Source organism: Bosea sp. 124 (assembly GCF_003046175.1).
Taxonomy (GTDB): Bacteria; Pseudomonadota; Alphaproteobacteria; order Rhizobiales; family Beijerinckiaceae; genus Allobosea.
Genome location: NZ_PZZM01000001.1, coordinates 117608 through 139118 on the forward strand (window position 1 = coordinate 117608; position 21511 = coordinate 139118).

A 21511-nucleotide genomic window follows, 5' to 3' on the forward strand; every position below is an offset into this window, starting at 1 on the left:
AAGCCGACCGGCGCGGAGGAGCCGCGCCGGTCGTTCGAGGACGCTCCGATCAGAGGATCGGGATCTTGAAATATTTGTCGGCGATCTTCTTGTGGGAGCCATCGGCGATCGACTCGGCAATGGCCTTGTCGAACATCACCTTCAGCGCGGTATCCTCCTTGCGGACGGCGCCGCCGACGCCGGGGCCATGGATCGCGGGATCACGCGTGATATCGCCGATCTTCTTGCAGCAATCCTTGCCCTTGCCGTTGAGGAAATCCTCGAGCGAGAGCGAGTCCGCGATGATGTAGTCGAGACGGCCGCTGAGCAGATCGAGGTTGGCCTCCTCCTGAGTCGGATAGGGCCGCGCGGTCGAATCCTTGTAGACCTTCTCGACGAAGTTGGAATGGACGGTCGAGCCCTGGACGCCGATCGCCTTGCCCTTCAGCGCGGCCGGCGAAACGTCGGTCGAGGTCGTCGCCTTCGGCCCGATGATCCAGATTGGCGTCTTGGTGTAGACTGCAGTGAAGTCGACTCGCTTCTTGCGCTCGTCAGTGGCGTTCATGCCCGCGATGATGATGTCGTATTTGCTGGAGAGCAGCGCCGGGATGATGCCGTCCCAGTCCTGCACGACCCAGGTGCATTTCACCTTCATCTTCTCGCAGAGCATGTTGGCGTAGTCGATCTCGAAGCCTTCCAGCTCCTTCTTGGCGTTCAGGTTGTTGAAGGGCGGATAGGCGCCTTCGGTGCCGATCCGGATTTCCTTCCACTCCTTGGCCTGGGCAAGGGCACCGGTCGCGCCGACAGCCGTCAACAGGGCCGCGGCGAAAAATTTCGCGAAACCTTTCATGGTACCTCCCGCTGGGTTCGGCCGGTCGGGCGTTTCGAGTTCCCATGCCCGGCTCTGCCCACAGATTGGGCGATGGCGTGCCATGCCGGCAAGTAGGGGGTCGCAGCTTTTCTGAGCCGGCGCGCCGAATTATTCGGCAGGCAGCCGGCGCGATTTCCGTCCGGAAAAGCGGGGCGGAACGGTGCCCCACCCGGCTGGTTCAGCGCATTCGCGCCGCCCGGAAGCGGTCGTCGAGCACCGCCACGAGCCAGATCGCGAAACCGCCGAGCGCCAGTGCCGTGCCGACCCAGCCGGTCGAAGTCCAGCCATAGCCGGCGGCGATCGCCATGCCGCCGAGCCAGGGGCCGAGCGCATTGGCGGTGTTGAAGGCGCTGTGATTGAGAGCGGCGGCCAGGGTCTGCGCATCCTCGGCCACATCCATCAACCTTGTCTGCAGCATGGCGCCGAGACCGCCGCTGGTGCCGATCAGGAAGATCACGGCGGAGATCGCCCAGATATTGCCGGCCGCAAAGGGAAACAGGGCCAGTGCCGCGGCCGTCCAGAGCAGCATGCCGCCGATCGAGGGCATCAGCGCCCGGTCTGCCGCCCAGGCCCCGACCAGCGTGCCGGCCGTCAGCCCGAGTCCGAAGATGCCGAGCACGAGGGGGACCAGGCCGGCCGAGACCTGCGTCACCTCCATCAGCGTCGAGGCGACATAGGTGTAGACGGCGAACATGCCGCCGAAACCGATCGCGCCGATGGCGAGCGTCAGCCAGACCTGCCGGCGCTTGAGCGCACCGAGTTCGCGCAGCGGGCTGGCGCCCGGCTGGACCGTGTCGCGCGGCGCGAAAGCATAGACCAGCGCCATGGTCAGCAGCGCCAGCAGCGCGACGATACCGAAGCCCCAGCGCCAGCCCAGCACCTGCCCCATCCAGTTGGCGAAGGGGACGCCGATGATCGTCGCTACGGTGAGACCCAGCATGACGCGCGCCACCGCCTGGGCTCGCCGGTTCGGCGGCGAGAGCGAGGCGGCAACGAGCGCGGCCACGCCGAAATAGGCGCCATGCGGAAGACCGCTGAGGAAGCGGAAGACGAGCATCCAGCCATAGCTCGGGGCGAGCGCGCTCAAGAGGTTCGCGACGCCGAAGACGGCCATCAGACCGATCAGGAGCGTCCGGCGCGCGATCCGGGCCGCGAGCACCGCGATGATCGGGGCGCCGACGACGACGCCGAGCGCATAGGCGCTGATGACGTGTCCCGCAGTCGGCTCGTCGATGCCGAGCCCGGCGGAGAAATACGGGACCAGGCTCATGACCGCGAATTCGGTTGTGCCGATGGCGAAGCCGCCCATCGCCAGAGCGAAGATGACCAGCCCGACATGGGCATCCGGGCGGGATGTCGCGCTCCCCGCCGAGGCGCCATCGAGGGCGGTGTCGTTCGTCGCAAGTGTCATCGGTGGGGTCGGCTCGATTTTGGCGGTGCAGCAAAGACGCTGCGCCGCAGCATGATGCCATAGTCATGCGGCGGTCGTCGGATCAACAGGGCGTGAAGAGCGCCGGCATGATTTTCCTGCATGAGTGCAGGACAGAGGCTATAGACGGCGGGACGCCCTGCCCTCCCCCCTCCGAGACCCTGCCGTGAGCGAGATCCATCCGTGATTCCCTGGACGCTGCTCGACACCGCGACTTTGCCCGGCGCCGACCGCGAACTCCGGCTGAAGCGCCGCGGCGCCGAATTCTCGATCATGCTCGGCACCATCGAGCTGATGAACAGCCGCCTCAGCGGCTCGGAGGAGGCGCTGGCGACGCTCGTCGCGACGCGGCTCGCCGGCCGGCCCAAGCCGCGCATCCTGATCGGCGGGCTCGGCATGGGCTTCACCCTGCGCGCGGCGCTCGCGAGCTTCAGCGCCGATGCCGAGATCACGGTCTCCGAACTCATCCCCGCCGTCGTCGCCTGGGCACGCGGGCCGATGGCGGAGCTCTTCGCCGGCTGTCTCGACGATCCCCGCATCGGCATAGCGGTGCAGGATGTCGGGCGCGTCATCGCCGACGGCGCCGGGCGCTACGACGCTATCCTGCTCGATGTCGACAATGGCCCCGAAGCCCTCACGGTCGCCGCCAATGACCGGCTCTACGAGGATGGCGGGCTCGGCCTGGCGAAGGCGGCCCTGCGCCCCGGCGGCATCCTCGCGGTCTGGTCGCAGGGGCCGGACCGGCGCTTCACGCAAAGGCTGAAGCATGCGGGCTTCGCGGTCGAGGAGGTGATGGTCAGGGCCCATCGCGGCCGCAGCGGCGCAAGGCACATCATCTGGCTGGCGCGCAAGACCTGACGCGCACGGCCTGACGCGCGGCGAGACCTATGGCCGCCCCTTCCCGAGAGCCCGCGCCTCGGCGATCAGGCAGAGTTCGGTGAACAGCACCTGCGCCGCGCATTGGGCCGTATTCGAGGTCGCGTCATATTGCGGGGCGACCTCGACGACGTCGGCGGCGACGATGTTCGCGCCCTTCAGCCCGCGCAGGATCGCCAGCGCCTCGCGCGGCGTCAGACCGCCGACCTCGGGGGTGCCGGTCCCGGGCGCGTAAGCGGGATCGAGCGAATCGACATCGAAGGAGACATAGGTCGGGCCGTCGCCGATGACGGCGAGCGCCCTGGCGATAACGGCATCGAGCCCGAGATCATCGACCTCGTTGGCGTGGATCACGGTCATGCCGGACTCGTAGGAGAACTCCCAGAGATATTCGGCGCCACCGCGGATGCCGATCTGGATGACGCGCTCGGGGTCGAGCACGCCGTCGAGCACCGCCTGACGGAACGGGCCGCCATGGTGAAACTTCGAGCCCTCGTAAGGTCCGGACGTGTCGCAATGGGCGTCGATATGGACCATGCCGACCGGACGCTTGGCGCCCACGGCCCGCATGATCGGGTAGGTGATCGAGTGGTCGCCGCCGACCGCCAGCGGTGAGACGCCGGCAGCCACGATCGTCTTGAAGGTCGCCTCGATGTCCTCATGGCAGCTTTCGAGCGAATAGCGCGAGCGGAACGGCACGTCGCCGATATCGGCGGCCTTCAGCATGCCGAAGGGGGCGGTTCCCAGCACATGGTCCATCGGCCCCATCCGCTCGACGGCACGCACGGCGCGGGGACCGAGCCTCGTGCCGGCCCGGTTGGTGACGCCGAGGTCCATCGGCAGGCCGATGATCGCGACGTCGAGCCCGCCGAGGTCCGGGCTCGTCAGCGCATCGGGGCGGTATGGCGCGCTGATGAAGGTGGCGACGTCCGAGAACGGCCATTTGCGCCGGTCGCCCTTGAACTGGTCGGCCGCCACCCTGGCGAAGTGCGGATCATGGATGTCGGCGCCGCTGGCTCCGGCATAGCGCGCCCTCAACCGCTCCAGCTTGTCCCGATCCATGCCCTGCCCTTTCGTTCACGACGCTCATCCGCGAAAATCGCCCGCCGAGCGCCCCGCACCGTCCGTGGCCGACCCGGGCGTGCGCCCGATCCTTGTTGTAGCCGAGCTTTCCGGCCGCACGAAGCACTGAGCCACACTAGCCGAAAGTCGCAGGCCACAGCGTTGAAAAGGCTCGCGATTGCCGAGCCGTTCCTCTAGAACGCCAAGCAAGTATCAATACTTGGCGAGCGCGGCCGAACCGCCTCCCACCGCCACAACGCTCGGAAATCCGAGACAGATCGAGGAGATGTCCCCCATGAAGCGCCGTCAGTTTATCCAGACCGCCACAGCCGGCGCCGCCGCCGCCGCGATCGCCGCCCCGGCCGTCGCGCAGTCCACGCCCGAGGTGAAGTGGCGCCTGGCCTCGTCCTTCCCCAAGTCGCTCGACACAATCTATGGCGGCGCCGAGGTCATGGCCAAGATGGTCTCCGAGCTGACCGACGGTAAGTTCCAGATCCAGGTCTTCGCCGCGGGCGAGATCGTGCCGGCGCTGCAGGCCGCCGACGCCGTGACCAACGGCACCGTCGAGATGTGCCACACCGTGTCGTATTACTATGTCGGCAAGGACCCGACCTTCGCGGTGGCGGCGTCCGTGCCGTTCGGCCTCAATGCGCGCGGCCAGAACGCCTGGCTGTTCCAGGGCGGCGGCAACGACCTGTTCAACGAGTTCTACAAGAAGTTCAACATTTACGGCCTGCCCTGCGGCAACACCGGCGCCCAGATGGGCGGCTGGTTCCGCAAGGAGATCAAGACCGTCGCCGATATGCAGGGCCTGAAGATGCGCATCGGCGGCATCGCCGGCCAGGTGCTGGCCAAGCTCGGTGTCGTGCCCCAGCAGATCGGCGGCGGCGACATTTATCCGGCGCTCGAAAAGGGCACGATCGACGGCGCCGAATGGGTCGGCCCCTATGACGACGAGAAGCTCGGCTTCGCCAAGGTCGCGCCATACTACTACTACCCGGGCTTCTGGGAGGGTGGCCCTTGCGTCCACGCCTTCGTCAATCTCGAAAAGTGGAACGCACTGCCGAAGGCCTATCAGGCTGCCCTGACCGCCGCCTGCAGCTATGCCAACACGATCATGGCCGCACGCTACGACGTGGTGAACCCGCCTGCCCTCAAGCGCCTCGTCGGCGCCGGCACGCAGCTGCGTCCGTTCTCGCAGGAGATCCTGGAAGCCTGCCTCAAGGCCTCCAACGAACTCTACAGCGAGATCTCGGCCAAGAACCCCGACTTCAAGAAGGCGATCGAGGCGATGGCTGCCTTCCGCGGCGACCAGTATCTGTGGTGGCAGGTGGCGGAGCTCAGCTTCGACGTCTTCCAGGTGCGTTCGCGCGCGCGCTGAAGCCTGATACCGGCGCGCGCGCGGCGCCGACCAGCCTTCCTTCAAAGCCCGGCTTCGGCCGGGCTTTTTTGGTTGGGACCGCAGCCTGCCAGGGCCAAGGGATCGCCGTGCTGCGACCGGCGCTGAGTGGCGGACTTCCGAAGCGGAATCCATGCTTTAATCGCATGAGTCCCATGCATTTTTCGCTTGCGTTGTGTTGCAGACCTGCTTTGCTGCCGGAATCGTGACGACCGGACTAACCGGCGCGCGAACGGCTCCAGGGAGGAGATGGAATGAAGCGTCGTCAGTTTCTGAAAGTCGCAAGCGCTGGCACAGCCGCCGGTGTGATCGCAAGCCCGGCCATCGCACAGGCGACGCCGGAGGTCAGGTGGCGGGTGACCTCCTCCTTCCCGAAGTCGCTCGATACGATCTATGGCGCGTCGGAAGTCCTGTCCAAGGCGGTCTCCGAGGCCACGGACGGCAAGTTCCAGATCCAGGTCTTCGCCGCCGGCGAGATCGTCCCGGGCCTGCAGGCCGCCGACGCCGTCACCAACGGCACGGTCGAGATGTGCCACACCGCGTCCTATTACTATGTCGGCAAGGATCCGACCTTCGCGTTCGGGACGGCAGTGCCCTTCGGGCTCAACTCGCGCCAGCAGAACGCCTGGTTCTACCATGGCGGCGGCAACGAATTGCTCAACGAATTCTACAAGAAATACAACATCTACGCGATCCCGGGCGGCAATACAGGCTGCCAGATGGGCGGCTGGTTCCGCAAGGAGATCAAGACCGTCGCCGACCTGCAAGGCGTCAAGATGCGCATCGGCGGCTTCGCCGGGCAGGTCATGGCCAAGCTCGGCGTCGTGCCGCAGCAGATCGCCGGCGGCGACATCTACCCGGCGCTCGAAAAGGGCACGATCGACGCGGCCGAATGGGTCGGGCCCGCCGATGACGAGAAGCTCGGCTTCAACAAGGTCGCGCCGTTCTACTATTATCCGGGCTGGTGGGAGGGTGGCGCCTCGCTGCACTTCTTCCTCAATACCGCGAAGTGGGACGCGCTGCCGAAGGTCTACAAATCGGTCCTGACGACCGCTGCTGCGCTCGCCAATGTCGACATGCAGGCCAAATACGATGCCCGCAATCCGGGCGCGCTGAAGCGGCTCGTCGGCGCCGGCGCGCAATTGCGGCCGTTCTCGCAGGAGATCCTCGAGGCCTGCCTCAAAGCTTCGAAGGAAGTCTATGCCGAGACTTCGGCGAAGAACCCCGACTTCAAGAAAATCTATGAAGCGATGTCGGCCTTCCGCGGCGACGAATATCTCTGGTTCCAGATCGCCGAATACACCTACGACAACTTCGTGATCCGCGCGCGCGCGGCCAACCAGCTCTGACAAAGAGCGACCGGCCGCCTTGCGGCCCAACTGGAACCCCCACCCCGGCCGAGAGGCCGGGGTTTTCCGTTGCCGGCGAGACGCGTATGCTGACGCGCCATCGTCGCGCCGTTTTTGTCCGGCGATCATCGCTCGCCCGTTCGTCTCTCGGATCGCCCCATGCTTCGTCTCACCGGCTCTGTCCTCGTCATCCTGCTGACCGCGGCATCCGGGCAGGCGCAGTCGATCGGCGAACCGCTGCCGGGACGCGGCTCCGCCAAAGAGCGGGCGAAGCCGGCTCGCGCCGAACCGCATGCGACACGCCCCTGCCCCGAATACGGGCCAGGCTTCGTACGGGTCGACGGGGCGTCCTTCTGCGTGCGGGCCGGCGGTTCGGTCCGGGTCGATTTCGGCAAGAGCTCGCGCAGCAGCTCTGGCTCGTCTGCCGGGGCGCTGGTCCAGCTCGAGGGGCGCGGCGAATCCAGCGTAGGGCCGGTGCGCACCGTCCTGCGGATGCGCGGACAGGTCGATCGCGGCCTCGAATCCGGATCGTACCAGTTCCGCTGACGCCTCGTACCCGTTCCGCTGATGCTTGGAGTCGCGGCTTCGTTCAGCCGACGAGCAGCGCAACCTCCTGACGCAGCACGGGCACCAACTCCTCCTCGAACCAGGGATTGCGCTTCAGCCAGGCGTTGTTGCGCCAGGAGGGATGTGGCAGCGGGAGGATATGCGGGCGCCCCGGCCGGTCCAGGATGGCGCGCCAGTCACCGACCGTCTCGGACAGCCTTGCGCTTGTCGCGGACAGACTTGCGCCCGCCGCCGGCCCGAGATGCCAAGCCTGGGCATAGCGCCCGATCGCGAGGACGAGCTCAACCGCCGGCATCGCCGCGAAGACGCGGGCGCGCCAGGTCGGCGCGCATTCGCGGCGCGGAGGCCGATCGCCGCCCTTGGCATCGAGACCTGGGAAGCAATGGCCCATCGGCACGATCGCGACCCGCGAGGCGTCATAGAAGGCCGTCTCGTCGAGGCCGAGCCAGTGGCGCAGGCGCACGCCCGACGGGTCGGTGAAGGGCTTGCCGCTGGCATGGACGCGGGTGCCCGGCGCCTGGCCGGCGATGCACAGCCGCGCCGTCACGGACGCCTGGATGACCGGACGCGGCTGATGCGGCAGCGGGGGCAGGTAGAGCGGTGCGTCGCGGCAGATGCGGCAGGCCCGCAACGCGCTCAGCACCGTGTCGAGGCGCTCCGGCTCGGTCATCGCCCGGCCACATGCGTGCCGGCGGGCCCGCCTGAGATCAGCCCATCGCAACTCCAGTTCGCGGGGCCGTCACTGGCACCCTGTGGATCGCCCGGCTCGATCGTCGCCATGCCGTTGATCGCGCCGCTCGGCCGGCTGCGCAGGATATAGAGACGGTCGCTGCGCTCGACCGTGAAACAATAGGTCCGGCGGATCGCCGGTGAGCCGTAATAATAGCAGACGGCATCGGCCGTCGTCGTCCAGCAAGCGTCGCGGTTCGGCACGTGGCGATTATGCCCGGTCGCCCGGCCATCCGGGTGGTGATGCTCGCTGAAGGGCTGGTTGCTGCCGGAATAGCGCCCGGCGACGGTATTGCCCTCGAAGGCACGGCGGATCGCCTCGCCATCCAGCCTTTCCGCGGCAGAAGCGGCGGTTGCGGCGACGGTCGCCGCCGCGAGCACGGCCGAGACGACGGCGAGCGGGCGCATCAGCGCGCCGCGAGGCGCCGACGTGACATCAGCGGAGATGTCGGCAGAGCTGGCGCTTTCGAGATCAAGCCATCGCAATACCAGGACTGGCCATTGTCGCCATGCTTGCGCGGATTGCCGGACTCGACCGAGGCCAGCGCATTGATCTGGGCATTGCCGGCGTTGCGGAGCACATAGAGGTCACGGTTGAGCTCGACGGTGAAGCAATGCACGGTGCGGTCGGTCTGCGGGCCGTAATAATAACAGACCTGGTCGGCCCTCGTCGTCCAGCAGGCGTCGCGGTTGGGTTGCCAGCCATTATGGCCGAGCGCGCGGCCGTCGGGATCATGGTATTCGGTGAAGAAGCCGCCATTGGTATAGCGACCGCTGACCGTATTTCCCTCGAAGGCGCGCCGGATCGCCTCGCCGTCGAGGCGGTCGACGGCACGGGCCGGGACCGGCAGCGCCATGAGCGCAGCCAGGATGAGGAGCGCCGCCCGCATCAGGCCTTCCAGCTCGGCCGGGCGGAGAGATCGGCATGCCAGCGGCGGATATGGACGAAATCCTCCGGCAGCGGGATGCGGGAGGGCTTCATGAAGTCGATGGCGATCCCCGCCGTGATGTCGGCGACTGTCAGGGCATCGCCGCAGAGATAGCGGTTGCCCGAGAGCTGCAGCTCGAGAATCCAGAGATGGTCGTCGATCTGCTCGCGATTGGCCTCGGCCCATTCCGGAACCTGCTCCTCAAGTTCCGCCATCGAGGGGTGGCTGTGGCGGAACACGGCGGTGACGGCGGCGAACAGGCCGAGCTCGATGCGCCGGTTCCACATCTCGGTCAGGGCCTGTTCCCTGGCATCCCCGCCGAAGAGCGGCGGCTGCGGATGCAGGCTCTCGATATAGCGGCAGATCGCGATCGTCTCGGCCAGCGCCGTGCCGTCGTCGAGCACCAGTACCGGCAGGCGCTGAGCCGGATTCAGCCGGGTGAACGCCTCGCTCCGGTGTTCCTTCTTCGCGATATCGACAGGGACGATCTCGGGCAGCGGAATCCCCTTCTCGGCAAAGAAGATCCGCACCCGCCGTGGATTGGGCGCCCGCCCGCCATCATAGAGTTTCATCGAGATGCTCTCCGCCATCGCCGCGCGACCCGACCATGCCGAGGCCCGGATCGTCAATCCTTTCAAGGCTGTTCGTGATGGTTGTGTGGTACTCGCGGGCTGCCTGCCATCTATCGTATCGGCCTGGCTCAGCGCCCCTGCCCGCGCCGCCAGGTCTCCGGGCGCTCGAACTGAAGCGCCCAGATGCCGCGCCGGGCCGCCCTCGCCTCGTCTTCCTCGGCCCGGTAGCCGCCGTAGGCGACGGCATGCCCGTCCCTGACCAGCGCCGCGTTGATGTCGGTTCCGCCCTGGCGACATTGCGCCAGACCGCGGCCATAGCGGTCGATCTTGCCGATCTCGCAGGTGACGACACCGCGCGACAGCAGCGTTTCAAGCGCGCGCCGCGAGATGCGGCCGCAATCGACCGGGCGGCCGGCCGGATCGGTGCAGCTCTGGCGGAACTCCGGCGCGTCGAGGCCCTGAAGCCGGAGTTCCTCGCCGTTGAGCCGAAGGGAATCGCCGTCGATCGCACGCGCTGCGCCGACCAGCGTGCGCGCCGGGCCGAGACGATATTGCAGAACCGCGCCCGCAATCGCCAACAAACCAATGATTCCAAGGGCTACGACGAGATCGACCGGCCGGCTGACGCGCCGCCAGCCCAGAGGACCGTATTTCGACCGGGTAAATCCGAAGCGCGACATCAGGAAGAGCTTAACGATTTACCGACCATGATGGCGAGCCCGTCGCGCATCCCGCGCGCAGGAAGAGGAAGACTGCGTTCCGATCATGCCGGAGGTGACGGCCGAACAGGTGCAGCGCGGGCGCGGGCCGGACCCGACCGCCCTCGCACGCCGCAAGCTCGTCACCCGCGAAGTCAAGTCGGTGCGCGAGCGGCTGACCTCCTCGACCGGGCTCGAACGCGCCTTCGACCATGAGCTGCTGCGGGTCTTCGCCGAGTACCGCATGACCGGCTCGGTCGGTACGCTCGTACTGGCCATCGGCATCGCGGCCGCGGCATGCCTGTGGGTGCCGGTCTACAAGGTCACGCCCTGGCTCGGAGCCGTGCTGCTGGCGACGATGGTCATCGTCGTGCTGAGCCGGCGCTTCCTGGCGCAGGCGACCGGCGAAATCCGCATCAAGCGCTGGCGCCGCGGATTTGCGCTGGCGGAAGGCTTCCACGGCATCACCTGGGCGCTGATCCTGATGGTCTTCGCACAGATCGACGCGCCCGGCGCCAAGGTCTTCGTCACCACCACCCTGCTGATCGTCAGCGCGCTGACCGTGATGCTGGCCGCGTCGATCCCGATGGCGGTCTATGCCGGCATCGTTCCAATCATGATCGGCATCGCCGCCTTCTTCTGGGGGCGGACGGATATGGACAGCGTCACCACGGCGGTGATGGCAGCCTCGGCGCAGCTTTTCTTCGTCTTCCTCGCCAACCGCCTCTATGCAAGCTCGGTCTCGACCATCGCGTTCCGCGCCGAAAAGGACGCGCTGATCGCCGAACTCGAGACGGCCAACGCCAATTCCGACGAGGCACGGCGCAAGGCGGAAGAAGCCAACCTCGCCAAGTCGCGCTTCCTGGCGACGATGAGCCATGAGCTGCGCACCCCGCTGAATGCCATCCTCGGCTTCTCCGAGGTGATGAAGAACGAGGTCTTCGGCGGGCATGCCAATGCCGCCTACAAGGAATACTCCGCCGACATTCACGGCTCGGGCCAGCATCTGCTCGAACTGATCAACGAGATTCTCGATCTGTCGCGCATTGAGGCGGGGAAGTACGAGCTGAACGAAGAGGCGCTCTCGCTCGCCGGGATCGTCGAGGATTGCCGGCACATGCTCAACCTGCGCGCCAAGGCCAAGGGCCAGGTCATTCGCGAGGCCGTCGAAGCCGACTTGCCGAAGGTCTGGGCCGATGAGCGCGCCATCCGCCAGGTCGTGCTCAACATCCTGTCGAACGCGATCAAGTTCACGCCGCAGGGCGGCGAAATCACCATCAAGGTCGGCTGGACCGCCACCGGCGGGCAATATGTCTCGGTCACCGATACCGGCCCCGGCATTCCCGAGGAGGAAATCCCGATCGTGTTGCAGACCTTCGGGCGCGGCTCGCTGGCGATCAAGACCGCGGAGCAGGGCTCGGGGCTCGGCCTGCCGATCGTCAAGGGGCTGATCGACCTGCATGGCGGTGGCTTCGCCCTGAAGTCGAAACCGCGCGCGGGAACCGAGGTCACGATCACGCTGCCGGCCGTACGCGTGATGGACACGCTGGCCGCGCTGCCCGAGCCCGGGACGCGGGCGGCGTAGCGAGGGCGCCAACTACCGGGACAGGGTCCGCCCCGGCGATTTCAGCCCATCGCGGATGTAGCGTGCCAGTTCGTTCGTCGCGGGACTCGCCTGGCGGTCAGGCATGTGCAGCGCGATGGCGAAGGCAGGCAGCTCCGGGAGGCCGGAGGACAGCGGCAGGACATCGACATCGTTTGGAACGGTCGAGGCCAGGCAGGCCGATATGGCCAGGTCCGCCCGCACGGTCGCGAAGGTCGCCTCAAGACTGCCGTTCTCGAAAACCGTCCTCCACGCGCGCCCCTGGCCACGCAGGGAGGCCGCGACAGCCGGGCTGAAGGCACAACTGTCTGCAACCAGCGAGACGGGCAAAGGTGTCCTGGAATGGGCCCGCCCGCCCCTGGCTCCGACCCAGACCAGGCGGTCGACCGCCAGGCATTCCCCGGTGACGCCCGCAATCGGCTCCTCCAGAACGGCGATGTCGACCCGGCCGTCGGCAACGCTTCGCAGCAATTCCGGGGACGAGTCGCATGCGAGCGACAGCATGACATGGGGGCAAGCCGCGCCGAAGGCCTTGAGCACCGGAGTGAGATGGGGGCCGACAAGGTCATAGGGCGCGCCGAGCCGAACGGGACCGGCGATCGCGCCGCCGTTGAGATCCGTCCAGATCTCGTCATTGAGAGCGAGCATCTGGCGGGCCTGCGGGAGCAGGCGCTCTCCCGACGATGTCAGACGCAAGCCACGTCTTTCCCGGGTCAGCAGAGCCCCGCCTGCGGCCTGCTCCAGGCGTGCGATCTGCTGGCTGATGGCGCCCTGCGTGAGATGCAGGATCTGGCTGGCCGCCGTCATGCTGCGCTGATCGGCAACAGCCACGAAGGCTCGCAAGAGAGCGATGTCGAGATTTCGCGCCATTGCTATATTATAGATTCTAATTCATGAAACACACAGAATTAGTTTTCCTTGAATGCCCGCGCGCCTTATCGCCGCCACTCCCACAGAGAGGTGGCCCCATGGCAGCGCTGATGCCGCTCATCCTGTTCGTTCTCATGTCGACGATCAGCCCCGGCGGCGCGACGACGCTCGCGACGGCATCGGGCGCGAATTTCGGGCTCCGCCGCTCGCTGCCGCTGATCACGGGAATCGCCGCAGGCCTCGCGGTGATGGCGGCCTCCGCGGCCGGTGGCCTCGCCGGCATCCTGCTCGCCGTCCCATCGCTCCAGACGCTGATGAAGGCCGGCGGGTCGCTTTATCTGCTCTGGCTCGCCTGGCAGACGGCCGGCCGCGGTTCGCCTCGTATTGCCAAAGACACCGCCGAACCCATCGGCTTCCTGGGTGGCGTCGGGCTGCTCTGGATCAATCCCAAGGGTTGGGCGATGACGCTTGGGGCGGCAGCATCCTTCGCCATGCTCGCGGAAGGGCCACTCCATCAGGCGCTGCTGCTCGGCTTCGTCTTCGGCCTGTGTGCGCTCATCTCGCTGTCCGCCTGGTGCGCGGCCGGGTTCCTGCTCGCACGCGCTTTGCGCACCGACAGGCAGTGGCGGATTCTGAATATCGTCCTGGGAATTCTGCTCGCGGCGTCGATCGTGCCGATGTGGTTTTGACCGCTCCGGGCAGGCAAGGCCGTTTGCAGAGCCCGGCTCGAAAGGCCTGCGCTCTCGATGCCGGCGGCCGTCATCAACCGGCGGCAGAGAGGCAGACATTCGATCCGGCAGCGCTGGCGAGCCGCGGCTCGCTCGCTTCATTCCTTGCCGGCGACTCCGGCCTGCGCGAAGGTCGCCATGCCGCCATGGATTGCGGCTGCCGCCTTGACGAGGCTCGCCGCCAGTGCCGCGCCCGAGCCTTCGCCGAGACGCATATCGAGCGCCAGCAGGGGCTCTTTGCCGAGATGGGCGAGGACCTGCGCATGGGCGCCTTCGGCGGAGAGATGACCGGCGAGGCAGTGGTCGATCGAGGACGGGTCGAGCGCATGCAGGATCGCGGCGGCCGCCGTCACGACATAACCGTCGAGGATCACGGGGATGCGCTGCGAGCGGGCGGCGATGATGGCGCCGCAGATCGCCGCGATCTCACGCCCGCCGAAGCGACGCAACACCTCCAGCGGGTCCTTGAGATGGGCGCGGTGCAGCGCGATTCCGGCTTCCACGGCCGCGATCTTCCGCTTCAGGCCCGCATCGTCGAGGCCTGTGCCGCGCCCACACCAGAAGGCGGCGTCGCCGCCATAGAGCGCGGTATAGATCGCAGCCGCCGAGGTGGTGTTGCCGATGCCCATCTCGCCGAGGCAGAGCAGATCGGTGCCGCCGACCAGCGCTTCCATGCCGAAGGCCATGGTGGCGACGCAGGCGCGCTCGTCGAGCGCATAGCCTTGGGTGAAATCGCCCGTCGGCAGGTCGAGCGCTAGGTCGAAGACCTTGAAACCGAGATCGAAGGCCGCACAGATCTGGTTGATCGCGGCGCCGCCAGCGGCGAAATTCTCCAGCATCTGGCGCGTCACCGCCTGCGGGAAAGCCGAGACGCCCTGTGCGACGACGCCGTGATTGCCGGCGAAGACGCAGACCAGCGGCCGGTCGACAGTCGGCCTGCCCTTGCCCTGCCAGGCGGCAAGCCATTCGGCGATCTCCTCCATGCGGCCGAGGCTGCCGGCCGGCTTGGTCAGTTCCTTGTCGCGGGCGCGCACGGTGTTGGCCGCCGCCATGTCGGGGCCGGGCATCGCTGCGATGAGCTCGCGGATGTCGTCGAAGGGCAGTCCTGAAGCGGCCATGGCGATGTCTCGTGCAGCGAATGCGATGCGCCGGCGCAATCGCGATGGCTGGCCGGTCGCCGCTGCTGCTATAGGCTGCGGCACGGGAAGACAATCGAGGAACGCAAGGACGCCGCATGGCCGAGGCTTCGACAGGGACGGCGCCCCCGCCGCAGCACGAGCCCGCCTGGCCGGGCTGGCCGGTCGCGACCGCGATCTGCATCCGCTTCTATTCGCGCCTGCCGGTGCCAATCCTGGCCGGCGAGAGCGATCCGCATGCGAGCCCGGATTTCCGCGCCGTGCCGCGGGCCCTGCCCATCGCCGCGCTGATCATCGCCCTGCCCGCCGCGCTGGTGCTGTTCGGCGCCGGGCTCGCCGGCCTCGCGCCGACGCTGGCTGCGACGCTGGCCGTGACCGCGCTGGCGCTGGCGACGGGCGCCTTCCACGAAGACGGGCTCGCCGACACGGCCGATGGCCTGTTCGGCGGACATACGGCCGAGCGGCGGCTGGAGATCATGAAGGACAGCCGCGTCGGGTCCTATGGTGCGATCGCACTGGGCCTCTCGCTGATGTTGCGGGTGACGGCGCTGGCGTCGATCCTCGAGGCGGCGGGCGCCTGGGCGGCCACCGCTGCGCTGCTTGCGGCCGCGCCCTGGTCACGCGCGGAGGGGCTGCGCCTGCTCGCGACGCAGGAGCCGGCACGCAGCGGCGGGGCGTCTGCCTCGGTCGGGCAACCTTCGCGGGATACGGCGGTGTTTGCACTCGCGGCGTCCGGGGCCCTCGCTTTGGTCGCGGCACTGGCCTCGCCGCTGCCGGTCGCCGGCCTCGCGGTCGGCCTGCTGCTGGCGCGCCTCGCCGCGATGGGCCTCGCGCGGCTTGCCGGCCGGCTGATCGGCGGCCAGACCGGCGACATCCTCGGCGCCACCCAGCAGCTCGCCGAGATCGCGATCTATCTCGGCTTCGCGCTCGCGCTGGGTCTCGGCCGCCCGTGAGCGCGATCTCGTCGCCCTGCATCAAGGCCTGCCTGCTCGACCCCGCCAGCAAGCTCTGCGAGGGCTGCGGGCGCTCGCTCGCCGAGATCGCGCGCTGGGGCTCGATGAGCGAAGCCGAGCGGCTGGCGATCATGGCGGGGCTGGCCGAACGGCTGGCGCGGCGCTCCGCCTGACGCGTTCAGGCCCCGCTCGTCGACGGGGTTCGCGCCACTGCGACCAGCGCCTCTCCGGTCAGTCGGAAGAAGACCTTCTCCGCCTGGGTCGCGGCACCGAGACCTTCATAAAAGCGGATCAGCTCCGGATTACCGGCGTCGGCCGTCCAGTCAAGGCGCCGGTGGCCGCGCGCCAGCGCCAGTTCCGCCAGCGCACGCATCAGGGCGCGGCCGATGCCGCCACCCCGCGCCGCGCGCGCCACATAGATTTCCTTCAGGAAGAAGCCCGAAGCGAGGCCGGGGCCCGGATAGATCGGACAGGCGGAGGCGAAGCCCAGCAGCGCGGCAGCGCACTCCGCGATCAGGATCTCGACCCCTTGCGGCAGCTTCGCAAGGCCGATGCGGATCTCCGGCAGCGTCGGACAGGGCACGCCGTAATGCGCCTGCATCTCCGCCATCAGTGCGGCAAGCGCCTCGTGATCGGAGGCGGCGAGCGGCCGGATGCCGAACGGGGCCACATCCTGCGTCATGGGCCTGCCCCTCCCTTCCGTCAGGCAATGAGCGACCAGAGAAAGCGGCTCGCGACCGCCAGCAGGAACAGCCCGAAGACAACCTCGAGCCGCCGCTTCGACAGGCGGTGCGCGAGGCGCGCGCCGATCGGCGCCGTCCAGATCGAGGTCGGGATGAAGAGCAGGAATCCGATGAAGGAAACATAGCCCAGCGACAGCGGCGGCAGGATGTCCATCTTGGGCCAACCGGCATAGATGTAGCCGAGCGCGCCTGGGATCGAGACCAGCACGCCCAGCCCGGACGAGGTCGCGACCGCCTGGTGGATCGGGCGGCCGTAGAAGGTCATGAACAGGCTGGAGAGCTGCCCGCCGCCGATGCCCATCAGGGCCGACAGCACGCCGATGATGGCGCCATAGACGTTCATCAGGACCTTGCCGGGCATCTCGGTGCCGAGCTGCCAGCGGTCCGAGGCGAAGAGCAGCCGCAGCGCGCTCGCCACCGCGACGACGACGAAGACGATCTTGAACAGGTCCGCCGGTGCATAGCGCGCGACGACGCTGCCGGCGATGACGCCGAGCACGGCCGGCACCGCCCAGACCTTGAGGACCGACATGTCGACCAGGCCCTTGGCGCGGTGGGCATTGAAGGAGCGGATCGAGGTCGGGATGATCACCGCCAGCGAGGTGCCGACGCAAAGCGGCATGCGGACCTCCTCCGGCACGCCGATGACGCGGAAGACCTCGTAAAGGATCGGCACGATGACCGCCCCGCCGCCGACGCCGAAAACGCCCGCCAGCAGGCCCGTGAGCGCGCCGGCCACAACGAGCGAGACGGCGAGGAAAACAAGGTCCCCGATGGGAATTCCAGCAAACATGTCAACGATCCGACCAAGAGGAAGGCTGCTGTGGTCGATTTCGTCCGTCGGGGCAAGCACGCCACGGCGGAGCGGATATGCAATGGCGCGATCAACCCGGCAGCGCACGCAAGCGTGATCGCGACACGATCGCCCGAGGAGCAAGAGCGATGCCGGCGACGCCATCCCTGCATGCACGGGCCGCGCGGCGCTCTCCTCCCAAGGCGCCCGTCGCCCCGGGACAGCCGCGCGCCGGAGTTGTAGTGTCGCGCCCGTACCCGGCATGCCGCAACGCAAAGGACGAAAGGAGAGCCGCGAGACGACCAACGACCGGGACGAAACCCGCTCGAACAACGACAATCATGGGAGGTAAATGATGACAGACCAATCTGCTCACGACCGCGATCCCGCTCAGCCGCACGCCGCGGCGCTTTCCCGGCGAAGCCTGATCCATGCCGCAGGCCTCGGAGCTCTGGCCGCCACGGCCAGCTCCGCCCTCGGCCAGACCGCAGCCGCTCCTGCCGCGCCACCGACCACAATCACCACGCCGCCGCGCGACTTCAGCCGCCGCGGCGCGCCCACGACCTATTTCTGGGATCCGGACGTCATCGCCGTCGACCCGGCCTTCAACGGCCTGGCCCAGCCCAATGCCGCGATCCAGCGAATCTGGACCGGGGGCTTATGGGTCGAGGGACCGGCCTGGAACGCGCAGGGCCAGTACCTCCTCTGGAGCGACATCCCGCGCAACCGGCAGATGCGCTGGATCGAGGATGACGGCCATGTCAGCGTCTTCCGGGCGCCGTCCGGCAACAGCAACGGCAACAGCTTCGATTTCCAGGGCCGGCAGCTTTCCTGCGAGCATCTCAACCGCCGGGTCGTACGCTATGAACTCGACGGCTCGGCGACGGTGCTGGCCGACAGCTTCGAAGGCAAGAAGCTGAACTCGCCCAACGACATCGCGGCCCATCCCGACGGCAGCTACTGGTTCACCGACCCGCCCTATGGCGGGCAGCTCTATGAGGGCGCTCCCGACGCGCCGGGCGGCCCGAGCAACGCCAACGGCAAGATCAATCCACGGCTTGGCCAGCCACCCGGAATCGGGCTCGCCAAGCGCGAGCTGCCGACCAACACCTATCGCCTCGATCCGAGCGGACGCCTCGATCTCGTCGTGCCGGAAGCGCAGGTGCCGGACCCGAACGGCTTATGTTTCTCGCCCGATTTCAAAAAGCTCTACATCGCCTCGACCGGCAAGGGACCGGGCGATACCGGGCCGGGCGGCAAGGGCGACATCCACGTCTTCGATGTCGGGGCCGACAACAAGCTCAGCAACGGCAAGCGCTTCGCCGATTGCATGATCGACGGCATCAATTGCGGGCCCGACGGGCTGCGCTGCGATGTCGAAGGCAATCTCTGGGCCTCGTCCAATGCGGGGCGCAATGTCGGCTATAGCGGGGTCAACGTGTTCAACCCTGCCGGCAAGCTGATCGGCCGTATCCGGCTGCCGGAGGTCTGCGGCAACATCACCTTCGGTGGGCCGAAGCGAAACCGGCTGTTCATGGCCGCGAGCCAGTCGATCTACGCGCTCTATCTCGCGACGCAGGGCGCCGGGCCAGGTTGAGGCCATGCCACTTTAGCTATGAGGGAGCCCCGGAGCGCGGCTCCGGGGCTCCTGCGTCACGACGCGGGCGGCTTACGCGTCGAGAATCGGCGCGAAGCCGCCATGGATCAGGCGCTTGCCGTCGAAGGGCATTTCGCGCTGCATTCGCGGGTCGGACATCACCTTCTGCCAACCGGCGTCGCGGACCTCTTTCGAGGGCCACTCGATCCATGAATAGACCACCTTCTCGTCGTCGGTCGCTTTCACCGCGCGCTTGAAGTCGGTGACCTTGCCGTCGGGAACGTCCTCGCCCCAGGTGTCGACGACGCGCGCCGCGCCGTGCTCGCAAAGGATGGCGCCATGATGCGTCGCGAAGTCGCGATAGGCGTCCTTGCTGCCGACGGGAACCGCCGCGACCATGCCATCGACATAGGCCATGCAGCCCCGCATGCCCTGCTGGGCAATCGAGGAAAAGCCGCCATGGATCATGCGTTTGCCGTCGAAGGGCATGTTGGCGCCCATCTCCTTCATGCGCGGGTCGCTCATCATCTTCTGGCTGGCGGCGTCGGCCGTTGCCTTGTCGGCGTATTCGACCCAGGAGAAGACGATCACCTCATTGGGCTCAGCCTTCACCGCTCCCTTGAAGTCGGTGAGCTTGCCGTCGGGCACGTCGTCGCCCCAGGCCTCGACCACGCGGATCGCACCGAACTCCTTGAAGAGCGGCACGAAATCGGCGGCGAGCTTGCGGTAGGCTTCCTTGTTCGCCGCCGGCACGGCGACGACGAATCCTTGCACATAGGTCATGGCTTTTCTCCGTTGGGTTCAGGCCGGGCGAGTGGCCCGGCGATCGGCAGCGCGCTATAGCCGCCGCCTCGGGTCAGGCTTCAGCCGTAACGGGACGCGACCGCCCCACAGGCATGATTCTGATGCGAGCTTCTGGCTTGTCCTCGTAACGGTCGTGGTGGCGCATCCAGTCCATGATGGCCGCCTCGTTGCGGCCCTTCGGCGTCAGATCGAGGACGTTATAGGCGCCGACCAGGAGGTCGCAGCCGCGGGCATAAGACGAGTAGGTGTGGAAGATCTCGCCCTCATCGTTGCGGTAGAAGACGCTGAAGCCCGGCATCTCGCCGCCCTCGCCGTCATGCATCGCGTAATTGTACTCGTAGCGCCCGGCCGCGCGCTCGGCCTCGCTCGGCGTGACGTGGAAATCGGCGTTGAAGTCGCTGCCTGCCGACGACACCCAGTCGAATTCCCAGCCCATCCGCCTCCGGAACGGCTGGAACTCGGCATAGGGCGCGCGCGACACAGCGACGAGGCTGACATCGTGATGCTTCAGATGCTGGTTCGGCCCGTCGAAATGGTCGGCCAGGAAGGAGCAGCCTGGGCAGCCCTCGGTCCAGCCAGGCCCGAACATGAAGTGATAGATCACGAGCTGGCTGTTGGCGCCGAAGAGATCAGCGAGCGTCCGGCGGCCCTTCCCGCCGTCGAAGACATAGTCCTTGTCGACCCTGACCCAGGGCAGCGCGCGGCGCTCGGCGCTGAGCGCGTCGCGCTGCCTGGTGAATTCCTTCTCGCGGGCGAGATGCGCCTTGCGCGCAGCTATCCATTCCTCGCGGGATACGACCTGATGCGGCATCGTTTCGTCTCCTCGTTACGCGGGTCAGGCCGTGTCAGCCTGGTTCTGCCCGGTGGTTTTCCCCCTTGGGTCTGCTTGCGGCATCGGCCTCGCGACCGGCCCGGACGGCAGCCGGGTCCGCTGCCTTCGGCCGAGGCCATCGCTTTCAGGCGAACAGCTCCTCCAGCTTGACCAGCGAGCCCGTCCAGCCATGGGTGTGGCCGAGTACCGCCTGCTCGTCGAAGAGCTTCTCGTGCAAAAGCGTCAGGATCGTGCCGTCGCCATCGGGCTTGAAGGTCACGACCACGCGCGAGACGCGCTCGGGCGTCGTGATCCAGGACCAGCTGAAGACCAGCCGCTCGTTCTCGACTACCTCGTAATAGCGGCCCGAGACCTCGTGACGCTCGCCGGTGTTCTCCAGCATCACGACGCGAAAGCTGCCGCCGACGCGCGGATCGACCGCCACCTCCTGTGTCGTCACATTTTCCGGCCCGAACCAGCGCATCAGCAGCTCGGGATTGGTCCAGGCCTCGAAGACCTCGGCCGGCGCGGCGTTCAGCCGCCGCTTCAAGGTCAGGCTGGGCGTGGTCTCGACCTTCTTGTCCATCGGCTTAGCCTCTCCCTCGTTGCCGCGGTCAGGCGCCGCCGCCACCCTCGCCGGCAGGGCCCCTCTCCTGGCGGCGCTCGTTCAGCATGGCCTCCAGCGCGTCGAGACGCTGCGTCCAGAACCGCTGGTAGCGTGCGAGCCAGCCCATCGCCTCCTCCATCGGATCGGCATTGAGGCGGCAGGAGACGGTGCGGCCCGTCTTCGTCCGCGTGATCAGCCCGGCATCCGACAATACGTCGAGATGCTTCATCACAGCCGGCAGCGACATCGCGAAGGGTTGCGCCAGCTCGCTGACCGACAGGGCGTCCTCAGCTTCGAGACGGGCGAGCAGCGCCCGCCGTGTCGGGTCCGACAGGGCCGAGAAGGTACGATCGAGCTGCGTCTCTTGAAACTTAACCATAGAGTTAAGTTACGGCGCCAGCGGCTG

At 67.4% G+C, this 21511-nt stretch carries 25 protein-coding genes; 9 read left to right on the forward strand and 16 right to left on the reverse strand.

Annotated elements, in window-relative coordinates; all coding sequences use genetic code 11:
* Positions 1 to 49: 49 nt before the first annotated feature.
* The gene (locus C8D03_RS00600) at positions 50 to 829 is read right to left on the reverse strand and encodes a transporter substrate-binding domain-containing protein (protein ID WP_108044525.1); all 780 of its coding nucleotides are present in this window, start codon (positions 827 to 829) and stop codon (positions 50 to 52) included.
* 199 nt (positions 830 to 1028) lie between these two features.
* The gene (locus tag C8D03_RS00605) at positions 1029 to 2261 is read right to left on the reverse strand and encodes an MFS transporter (RefSeq protein WP_108044526.1); all 1233 of its coding nucleotides are present in this window, start codon (positions 2259 to 2261) and stop codon (positions 1029 to 1031) included.
* Between the two features lie 201 nt (positions 2262 to 2462).
* Here C8D03_RS00605 and C8D03_RS00610 point away from each other — a divergent pair, with 201 nt between their 5' ends.
* Complete coding sequence (locus tag C8D03_RS00610; protein ID WP_108044527.1) at positions 2463 to 3137, forward strand: spermidine synthase; 675 nt, start codon at positions 2463 to 2465, stop codon at positions 3135 to 3137.
* Positions 3138 to 3164: 27 nt separating this feature from the next.
* On the opposite strand, the gene speB is transcribed toward C8D03_RS00610, so the two are convergent.
* Positions 3165 to 4217 (reverse strand): agmatinase, encoded by a 1053-nt coding sequence (speB, locus tag C8D03_RS00615; protein ID WP_108044528.1) that lies wholly within the window; start codon positions 4215 to 4217, stop codon positions 3165 to 3167.
* 295 nt (positions 4218 to 4512) lie between these two features.
* On the opposite strand from speB, the gene C8D03_RS00620 reads away from it, so the two are divergent.
* The 3 genes from C8D03_RS00620 to C8D03_RS00630 all read left to right on the forward strand — a co-directional run bounded on the left by C8D03_RS00620 (position 4513) and on the right by C8D03_RS00630 (position 7511).
* Positions 4513 to 5598: a TRAP transporter substrate-binding protein gene (locus C8D03_RS00620; RefSeq protein WP_108044529.1), complete on the forward strand. Its 1086-nt coding sequence runs from the start codon at positions 4513 to 4515 to the stop codon at positions 5596 to 5598.
* A 272-nt stretch (positions 5599 to 5870) separates the two neighbouring features.
* Positions 5871 to 6965: a TRAP transporter substrate-binding protein gene (locus C8D03_RS00625; protein WP_108044530.1), complete on the forward strand. Its 1095-nt coding sequence runs from the start codon at positions 5871 to 5873 to the stop codon at positions 6963 to 6965.
* A 159-nt stretch (positions 6966 to 7124) separates the two neighbouring features.
* Positions 7125 to 7511: a hypothetical protein gene (locus C8D03_RS00630; RefSeq protein ID WP_108044531.1), complete on the forward strand. Its 387-nt coding sequence runs from the start codon at positions 7125 to 7127 to the stop codon at positions 7509 to 7511.
* A 43-nt stretch (positions 7512 to 7554) separates the two neighbouring features.
* Here the strand turns inward: C8D03_RS00630 and C8D03_RS00635 are convergent, their stop codons facing one another.
* The 5 genes from C8D03_RS00635 to C8D03_RS00655 all read right to left on the reverse strand — a co-directional run bounded on the left by C8D03_RS00635 (position 7555) and on the right by C8D03_RS00655 (position 10442).
* Positions 7555 to 8202 (reverse strand): uracil-DNA glycosylase family protein, encoded by a 648-nt coding sequence (locus C8D03_RS00635; protein WP_108044532.1) that lies wholly within the window; start codon positions 8200 to 8202, stop codon positions 7555 to 7557.
* On the reverse strand, positions 8199 to 8669 hold the full coding sequence (locus tag C8D03_RS00640) for a hypothetical protein (RefSeq protein ID WP_108044533.1): 471 nt from the start codon (positions 8667 to 8669) through the stop codon (positions 8199 to 8201). Before C8D03_RS00640 ends, C8D03_RS00635 begins: the two co-directional genes overlap by 4 nt.
* Positions 8669 to 9151, reverse strand: coding sequence for a hypothetical protein (locus C8D03_RS00645; RefSeq protein ID WP_108044534.1), 483 nt, complete (start codon positions 9149 to 9151; stop codon positions 8669 to 8671). Before C8D03_RS00645 ends, C8D03_RS00640 begins: the two co-directional genes overlap by 1 nt.
* The gene (locus tag C8D03_RS00650; RefSeq protein WP_108051017.1) at positions 9151 to 9762 is read right to left on the reverse strand and encodes a glutathione S-transferase family protein; all 612 of its coding nucleotides are present in this window, start codon (positions 9760 to 9762) and stop codon (positions 9151 to 9153) included. The genes C8D03_RS00645 and C8D03_RS00650 overlap by 1 nt, the downstream gene beginning before the upstream one ends.
* A 128-nt stretch (positions 9763 to 9890) precedes the next feature.
* A complete protein-coding gene (locus C8D03_RS00655; protein ID WP_108044535.1) occupies positions 9891 to 10442 on the reverse strand; it encodes a thermonuclease family protein in 552 nt (183 codons plus the stop codon).
* 85 nt (positions 10443 to 10527) lie between these two features.
* Between C8D03_RS00655 and C8D03_RS00660 the strand changes: the two genes are divergently transcribed.
* Complete coding sequence (locus tag C8D03_RS00660) at positions 10528 to 12045, forward strand: sensor histidine kinase (protein ID WP_108044536.1); 1518 nt, start codon at positions 10528 to 10530, stop codon at positions 12043 to 12045.
* A gap of 12 nt (positions 12046 to 12057) precedes the next feature.
* On the opposite strand, the gene C8D03_RS00665 is transcribed toward C8D03_RS00660, so the two are convergent.
* On the reverse strand, positions 12058 to 12933 hold the full coding sequence (locus C8D03_RS00665) for a LysR family transcriptional regulator (RefSeq protein WP_108044537.1): 876 nt from the start codon (positions 12931 to 12933) through the stop codon (positions 12058 to 12060).
* A gap of 98 nt (positions 12934 to 13031) precedes the next feature.
* Between C8D03_RS00665 and C8D03_RS00670 the strand changes: the two genes are divergently transcribed.
* Positions 13032 to 13622, forward strand: a complete 591-nt coding sequence (locus C8D03_RS00670) for a LysE family translocator (RefSeq protein WP_108044538.1) — start codon at positions 13032 to 13034, stop codon at positions 13620 to 13622.
* 137 nt (positions 13623 to 13759) lie between these two features.
* On the opposite strand, the gene cobT is transcribed toward C8D03_RS00670, so the two are convergent.
* Positions 13760 to 14779 (reverse strand): nicotinate-nucleotide--dimethylbenzimidazole phosphoribosyltransferase, encoded by a 1020-nt coding sequence (gene cobT / locus C8D03_RS00675; RefSeq protein ID WP_108044539.1) that lies wholly within the window; start codon positions 14777 to 14779, stop codon positions 13760 to 13762.
* A 116-nt stretch (positions 14780 to 14895) separates the two neighbouring features.
* Between cobT and C8D03_RS00680 the strand changes: the two genes are divergently transcribed.
* Both C8D03_RS00680 and C8D03_RS00685 read left to right on the forward strand, forming a co-directional pair.
* Complete coding sequence (locus tag C8D03_RS00680; protein WP_108044540.1) at positions 14896 to 15750, forward strand: adenosylcobinamide-GDP ribazoletransferase; 855 nt, start codon at positions 14896 to 14898, stop codon at positions 15748 to 15750.
* Positions 15747 to 15923 (forward strand): DUF1289 domain-containing protein, encoded by a 177-nt coding sequence (locus C8D03_RS00685; RefSeq protein WP_108044541.1) that lies wholly within the window; start codon positions 15747 to 15749, stop codon positions 15921 to 15923. The genes C8D03_RS00680 and C8D03_RS00685 overlap by 4 nt, the downstream gene beginning before the upstream one ends.
* Before the next feature lie 5 nt (positions 15924 to 15928).
* Here C8D03_RS00685 and C8D03_RS00690 read toward each other — a convergent pair whose 3' ends face one another.
* Together C8D03_RS00690 and C8D03_RS00695 are read right to left on the reverse strand one after the other, a co-directional pair.
* Entirely contained in the window at positions 15929 to 16432 is a 504-nt protein-coding gene (locus C8D03_RS00690) for a GNAT family N-acetyltransferase (RefSeq protein ID WP_108044542.1), read from the reverse strand.
* Between the two features lie 20 nt (positions 16433 to 16452).
* Positions 16453 to 17286, reverse strand: a complete 834-nt coding sequence (locus C8D03_RS00695) for a sulfite exporter TauE/SafE family protein (RefSeq protein ID WP_108044543.1) — start codon at positions 17284 to 17286, stop codon at positions 16453 to 16455.
* 355 nt (positions 17287 to 17641) lie between these two features.
* Here C8D03_RS00695 and C8D03_RS00700 point away from each other — a divergent pair, with 355 nt between their 5' ends.
* Positions 17642 to 18883 carry an SMP-30/gluconolactonase/LRE family protein gene (locus C8D03_RS00700; RefSeq protein WP_108051019.1) on the forward strand — a complete coding sequence of 414 codons (1242 nt, stop codon included), beginning with the start codon at positions 17642 to 17644 and terminating at the stop codon, positions 18881 to 18883.
* Positions 18884 to 18955: 72 nt separating this feature from the next.
* On the opposite strand, the gene C8D03_RS00705 is transcribed toward C8D03_RS00700, so the two are convergent.
* The 4 genes from C8D03_RS00705 to C8D03_RS00720 form a co-directional block, all read right to left on the reverse strand.
* Positions 18956 to 19666, reverse strand: coding sequence for a DUF1428 domain-containing protein (locus C8D03_RS00705; protein ID WP_108044544.1), 711 nt, complete (start codon positions 19664 to 19666; stop codon positions 18956 to 18958).
* A gap of 73 nt (positions 19667 to 19739) precedes the next feature.
* Positions 19740 to 20498 carry a DUF899 domain-containing protein gene (locus tag C8D03_RS00710; protein WP_108044545.1) on the reverse strand — a complete coding sequence of 253 codons (759 nt, stop codon included), beginning with the start codon at positions 20496 to 20498 and terminating at the stop codon, positions 19740 to 19742.
* A 145-nt stretch (positions 20499 to 20643) separates the two neighbouring features.
* Positions 20644 to 21084, reverse strand: a complete 441-nt coding sequence (locus C8D03_RS00715) for an SRPBCC family protein (RefSeq protein ID WP_108044546.1) — start codon at positions 21082 to 21084, stop codon at positions 20644 to 20646.
* Positions 21085 to 21112: 28 nt separating this feature from the next.
* Complete coding sequence (locus tag C8D03_RS00720; RefSeq protein WP_108044547.1) at positions 21113 to 21484, reverse strand: ArsR/SmtB family transcription factor; 372 nt, start codon at positions 21482 to 21484, stop codon at positions 21113 to 21115.
* Positions 21485 to 21511 lie beyond the last annotated feature (27 nt).

Excerpts from the sequence above, each read along its gene's own strand:
- cobT (WP_108044539.1), bottom strand. The coding sequence starts at position 14,779 with ATGGCCGCTTCAGGACTGCCCTTCGACGACATCCGCGAGCTCATCGCA.
- C8D03_RS00605 (WP_108044526.1), bottom strand. The coding sequence starts at position 2,261 with ATGACACTTGCGACGAACGACACCGCCCTCGATGGCGCCTCGGCGGGG.
- C8D03_RS00640 (WP_108044533.1), bottom strand. The coding sequence starts at position 8,669 with ATGCGCCCGCTCGCCGTCGTCTCGGCCGTGCTCGCGGCGGCGACCGTC.
- C8D03_RS00625 (WP_108044530.1), top strand. The coding sequence starts at position 5,871 with ATGAAGCGTCGTCAGTTTCTGAAAGTCGCAAGCGCTGGCACAGCCGCC.
- C8D03_RS00670 (WP_108044538.1), top strand. The coding sequence starts at position 13,032 with ATGGCAGCGCTGATGCCGCTCATCCTGTTCGTTCTCATGTCGACGATC.
- C8D03_RS00690 (WP_108044542.1), bottom strand. The coding sequence starts at position 16,432 with ATGACGCAGGATGTGGCCCCGTTCGGCATCCGGCCGCTCGCCGCCTCC.
- C8D03_RS00655 (WP_108044535.1), bottom strand. The coding sequence starts at position 10,442 with ATGTCGCGCTTCGGATTTACCCGGTCGAAATACGGTCCTCTGGGCTGG.
- C8D03_RS00665 (WP_108044537.1), bottom strand. The coding sequence starts at position 12,933 with ATGGCGCGAAATCTCGACATCGCTCTCTTGCGAGCCTTCGTGGCTGTT.
- speB (WP_108044528.1), bottom strand. The coding sequence starts at position 4,217 with ATGGATCGGGACAAGCTGGAGCGGTTGAGGGCGCGCTATGCCGGAGCC.
- C8D03_RS00715 (WP_108044546.1), bottom strand. The coding sequence starts at position 21,084 with ATGGACAAGAAGGTCGAGACCACGCCCAGCCTGACCTTGAAGCGGCGG.
- C8D03_RS00720 (WP_108044547.1), bottom strand. The coding sequence starts at position 21,484 with ATGGTTAAGTTTCAAGAGACGCAGCTCGATCGTACCTTCTCGGCCCTG.
- C8D03_RS00630 (WP_108044531.1), top strand. The coding sequence starts at position 7,125 with ATGCTTCGTCTCACCGGCTCTGTCCTCGTCATCCTGCTGACCGCGGCA.
- C8D03_RS00650 (WP_108051017.1), bottom strand. The coding sequence starts at position 9,762 with ATGAAACTCTATGATGGCGGGCGGGCGCCCAATCCACGGCGGGTGCGG.
- C8D03_RS00620 (WP_108044529.1), top strand. The coding sequence starts at position 4,513 with ATGAAGCGCCGTCAGTTTATCCAGACCGCCACAGCCGGCGCCGCCGCC.
- C8D03_RS00710 (WP_108044545.1), bottom strand. The coding sequence starts at position 20,498 with ATGCCGCATCAGGTCGTATCCCGCGAGGAATGGATAGCTGCGCGCAAG.
- C8D03_RS00700 (WP_108051019.1), top strand. The coding sequence starts at position 17,642 with ATGACAGACCAATCTGCTCACGACCGCGATCCCGCTCAGCCGCACGCC.
- C8D03_RS00660 (WP_108044536.1), top strand. The coding sequence starts at position 10,528 with ATGCCGGAGGTGACGGCCGAACAGGTGCAGCGCGGGCGCGGGCCGGAC.
- C8D03_RS00695 (WP_108044543.1), bottom strand. The coding sequence starts at position 17,286 with ATGTTTGCTGGAATTCCCATCGGGGACCTTGTTTTCCTCGCCGTCTCG.
- C8D03_RS00680 (WP_108044540.1), top strand. The coding sequence starts at position 14,896 with ATGGCCGAGGCTTCGACAGGGACGGCGCCCCCGCCGCAGCACGAGCCC.
- C8D03_RS00705 (WP_108044544.1), bottom strand. The coding sequence starts at position 19,666 with ATGACCTATGTGCAAGGATTCGTCGTCGCCGTGCCGGCGGCGAACAAG.
- C8D03_RS00600 (WP_108044525.1), bottom strand. The coding sequence starts at position 829 with ATGAAAGGTTTCGCGAAATTTTTCGCCGCGGCCCTGTTGACGGCTGTC.
- C8D03_RS00635 (WP_108044532.1), bottom strand. The coding sequence starts at position 8,202 with ATGACCGAGCCGGAGCGCCTCGACACGGTGCTGAGCGCGTTGCGGGCC.
- C8D03_RS00645 (WP_108044534.1), bottom strand. The coding sequence starts at position 9,151 with ATGCGGGCGGCGCTCCTCATCCTGGCTGCGCTCATGGCGCTGCCGGTC.